The sequence below is a fragment of the Sphingorhabdus sp. genome (assembly GCF_046596595.1).
Taxonomy (GTDB): domain Bacteria; phylum Pseudomonadota; class Alphaproteobacteria; order Sphingomonadales; family Sphingomonadaceae; genus Sphingorhabdus_B.
Genome location: NZ_JBKJMB010000035.1, coordinates 1 through 4,583, shown reverse-complemented (window position 1 = coordinate 4,583; position 4,583 = coordinate 1). Strand labels below are relative to the sequence as shown.

Below are 4,583 nucleotides of genomic sequence, written 5' to 3'. Positions count from 1 at the left end.
TTCCCATGTCGCCATGCCAGCGCCTTCAACCGCAAGGCGCATGCTTTCCGATGTCCGTTTCAACGCGATTTCACTCTTTCGCCGCTCGGTGATATCCAGAGACACGGCAAGGACGCTTTGTGGCCTGCCGTCTTCGCGTCGAATTAAAGAAACAGAGTTGCTGACCCAGACAAGGCTTCCGTCGGGTCGCAGATAACGTTTTTCAATATTGAAAGGCGTTCCGTCGGCAACGAGCTTTTCAAATAAGGACAGGTTCGCGACGCGATCGTCTGGATGCGTAATATCCAGCATTGTTTGCCCCATCAATTGCGAACGGTCCCACCCGCAAATTGTGCAGAAATGGTCACTGACGAGCGTGAACCTGCCGGACAGATCGGTTTGGGCAAAACCGGCTGCGGATTGGTTGACGATGGCAGAAAATTCGGCCTCACGTTGACGCAAAGCCAGTTCTGCCATTTTGGCTTCAGTTACATCATGGGCAATCCCAATGAAGCCGCAGTGTTGACCCTCTTCATCCCACCGGGGGTTTGAAATGGAATTAATCCAACGCCACTCACCGTCGCCGCGTCTGTAACGGCCTTCAAGCGTGAATGGTTTAAGGCTGGTTTCGCCAGTCAGGGATCGTTGAAGTATTGTCGCAGCGTCATCGGGATGAATAATTGTACGCCAATCAAACCGGACTGCTTCGTCATAGCTGCACCCCAGAAAGGTAACATATGCCTTGTTTACGAACAGGCGGTTGCCATCCGGTTGGGTGACCCACATGGGAACTGGTGCTGAATCCGCGACCAGTCGAAACGATAGATTTTCATCTGCCACCTGTGCGTTCCCCAAATTTGCACATAAGCTGAGAACTTCGACCCCTCTTTATCCAAAAAACTGATCAGATGACCGCCGACGCGGTTTTTGTTTAGCGCATTAGCGATTGAGAGGCGATTTTGTTCCAGCACAAAACGAGATTTGGTTTTTTTGAAGATAAATGTGCACAGTTTTGCGGATCATGCACGCATACGGAACCTTCTTACGTGCCATCCATTTTGCATATCGGCCTATGAGATGGAGCGATTACGTGATGAATTTTATCGTTTTGAGACGGGTTTAACATGGCTGCCAGACCCTATTGGCAGGGACAAATCAGACTTGCTCTCGTTTCGATCCCTGTGGAAATCTACTCCGCGGCGCGCAGCGGCCCAAGCATATCGTTCCGTCAAATTCACGAACCGTCAGGCAAGCCCATTCATTATGACAAGGTTGTCACGGGTATTGGCCCCGTCGATTCAGATGAAATCATGAAGGGCTATGAGTATAAAAAGGGTAACTTCGTCCTGTTGGACGAAGATGAAATTGACGCGGTCAAGCTTGAAAGCAAAAAGACCCTAATCCTTTCGCAATTTGTGGCGCAGGATGACATTGACCCCATTTATTTCGAAAAACCTTATTATGTCGTGCCCTCGGACGAACTGGCCGAGGAAGCATTTATCGTTTTGCGTGAAGCTTTGAAACAAACGCGCAAGATAGGTATTGGACAGCTTGCCTTGCGCGGGCGTGAATATATTGTGAGCCTTAAGCCGTGCGGTGCTGGCCTTGTGCTTGAAACGCTGCGTTATGATGAGGAATTGCACAAAGCGTCATCCTACTTCCATGGCATCGGCAAGACAAAGCCAGACGGGGATTTGCTGAGCCTTGCTACCGACCTCATCGAGAAGAAAAGCGGTACCTTTGATGCGGGTGAATATAAGAATAGATATGTCGATGCACTGAAGTCTTTGATCGACAAAAAGCTCAAGAACAAAGGCGCGAAAATCGAGGCTGAAGACGAGCCGGATCGTCCGGCTGGTGGCAATGTCGTCGACCTGATGGCAGCGCTCAAAAACTCGTTGGGCGAAGGTGCCGGGACGACCAAACGCAAAACTAAGCCCACCAGAGCATCAAAACCCGCGCGTGCGAAAGCGGAACCGGCGACAAAACGCTCGCCAGCGCGCAAATCCGCGTAGTGCCGCATGGCGACCAAGGACCCACTCGCAGCGTACAATAAGAAGCGTAACTTCAAGATTACCGCGGAACCAAAGGGCGAGCTTGGCAAATCCGATGGCCGTATTTTCATGGTGCAAAAGCATGACGCGACACGACTGCATTTCGACTTCCGGCTTGAACTAGGCGGTGTTCTGACAAGCTGGGCAGTCACGCGCGGTCCAAGCCTTAACCCAGACGATAAACGGCTTGCGGTCCGAACCGAGGACCATCCCATTTCCTACGCGGAGTTTGAAGGGATCATTGCCCAAAGCGAATATGGCGGTGGCACGGTGATGCTGTGGGACACAGGCCATTGGGAATCCGTTCCGGGCAAGGATCCGAACGTGACCATCGAAGAGGGGCATCTGCACTTTCATTTGTTCGGGCAACGCATGAAGGGCGAATGGCTGCTTGTCCGGATGAAACCGCGCGGAAAAGAGAAACGCGAAAACTGGCTGCTGCGCAAAATACAGGATGATGCAGCCAGTGACACTATCGACCTTGTCGGTTCTGAATTGACGAGCATCAGCACCGGTCGAACGATGAGCGAAATCGCGTCGGGCAAGGTGATGGGAACAAAAGCCAAAGCAGCAAAAAAAGCGAAACCAAAATCGGGTCCGAAAAAGGCGCGCGGTCGGCTTCCCATTTTCAGCGAGCCTCAACTTGCCTCGTTGGTCGACAGCGTTCCTGAGGGTAAGGGCTGGATACATGAGGTCAAATATGACGGCTACCGCTGCCTCGTTGCTGCAAGCGGGAGCGACGTCCGCGCATATACCCGCAGCGGGCTTGATTGGTCAGAAAAATTTGAACCTATCGTCGAGGAAGTCCGTAAGCTGGAATTGCCGTCGTGCTTAATCGACGGTGAAATAGTCGCACTGGATTCAGAAGGCCGCCCCAGTTTCTCGCGCCTTCAGTCGGTTTTAAAGGGAGAGCCGGGAAAACTGGCCTATTTCGCTTTTGATCTGTTGGAATGCAACGGGAAGTCCATCCGATCATCTTCGAATCTCGCGCGCAAAGAGAAGCTGCAAGAGCTTCTGAGCGACGCTGCTGAAAGCAAAATAGTGTTTATGGCCGATCATGTGCACCAGGGCGAGAAGCTGTTTACGACATTATGCGGTAAGGGATATGAGGGCATCATCTCCAAAAAGGCGGATGCACCCTACAGCGGAAAGCGCACACGCAATTGGTTAAAGGTCAAATGCACCGCGCGGCAGGAATTTGTCATTATCGGCTTTAGCAAAAGTGACAAAGCGCGTGGATTTAAGTCTCTTTTGCTCGGCAGTTGGGTGGGTGATGAACTGCATTATGCGGGCAAGGTTGGCACGGGTTTTACCGTGTCGCTGATAAATGACCTGCTGGAGAGAATGCAGCCACTCGCGCAGACAACGGCACCCGCCGAGGTGCCGAAGGCGTCCTCACACGGCGCAACGTGGTTGAAACCTGAACTGGTTGCGGAAATTGCTTATGCGGAACTGACCGCGTCGTTGGAAAATGGCGGGGTGTTACGGCACGCCAGTTTTATTGGACTGCGCGAAGACAAGCCTGCGCGTGAGGTGAAGCCGGAAACGGCTTCAAGCAGCAAAGAACGACTGCCATTGGGCATCAAAATTACCAACAGAGACCGCGTGATCTTCCCTGAATCGGGCATCAATAAGGGGGCCTTGGCCGACTATTATGCTCTGCTGTCTGATGCCATATTGCGCAACATGTCCAACCGGCCATTGAGTGTCGTGCGCTGTCCGCAGGGGCGCGCCAAGCAATGCTTTTTCCAAAAGCATGATGCAGGCACATTTGGTCCTGACGTGCACCATATCGCCATTAAGGACAAAGACGGCGATAGTGACGACTATCTCTACGTTGACAATGCCGAAGGGATAGTTGGCTGTGTTCAGATGGGCGCGATTGAATTCCACGGATGGGGCGCTCGGGTTCCTGACTTTGAGAAACCCGACAAGCTGATTTTTGATCTCGATCCAGATGTCGGGCTGGATTTTGACGCTGTAAAAAAAGCAGCCTTGCTCATCAAAACTGAATTATCGCATTTGGGTTTGGAAAGCAGTGCCATGCTATCCGGCGGGAAGGGCATTCACGTTGTCGTCACGCTCGACAGCTCGGACGATTGGCCTACGGTCAAGGATTTCTCCAGCCGCTTCGCCCGCGCCCTTGCTCAAGCCAAGCCCGAAATATTTACGGCGAACATCCGCAAGGCCGAACGCAAGGGCCGGATATTCATCGATTGGCTGCGCAACCAGCGCGGCGCTACCGCAGTGCAGCCATGGACCGTGCGGGCCCGCGAAGGCGCGCCTGTCGCTATGCCCATTACATGGGATGAACTACCGGACATCAAGAGCGCTTCGACTCATTCGCTGAACGACATTGATGCCATAGTTGCACGGGCTGGATCTGCAGGTCTCCGTAAGTGGGCGACGAAGAAACAAAAGCTTCCCTCAGCGTAGATTATTGCGACGTTTCAACGCTGGGCGGGGCGATTGCATCGATTTCAGCCTTTGCGTCCGCCTCGATCACTTTGGTCGCCTCTTCAGCCGCTTGCTCAATACTCAGCTTTTTCT

General features: G+C 52.7%; 3 protein-coding genes. 2 read left to right on the top strand and 1 reads right to left on the bottom strand.

All coding sequences use genetic code 11. The annotated features are described in order from the left end of the window. A partial coding sequence (locus tag ACLL9E_RS02970) for a PAS domain-containing protein (protein WP_411290254.1) occupies positions 1 to 819 on the bottom strand: 819 nt, incomplete at its 3' end. Positions 820 to 1,103: 284 nt separating this feature from the next. On the opposite strand from ACLL9E_RS02970, the gene ACLL9E_RS02965 reads away from it, so the two are divergent. Together ACLL9E_RS02965 and ligD are read left to right on the top strand one after the other, a co-directional pair. Then, positions 1,104 to 1,994, top strand: coding sequence for a Ku protein (locus tag ACLL9E_RS02965; RefSeq protein WP_411290253.1), 891 nt, complete (start codon positions 1,104 to 1,106; stop codon positions 1,992 to 1,994). 6 nt (positions 1,995 to 2,000) lie between these two features. Further along, positions 2,001 to 4,469, top strand: coding sequence for a DNA ligase D (gene ligD / locus ACLL9E_RS02960; protein WP_411290252.1), 2,469 nt, complete (start codon positions 2,001 to 2,003; stop codon positions 4,467 to 4,469). Positions 4,470 to 4,583: the final 114 nt, after the last annotated feature.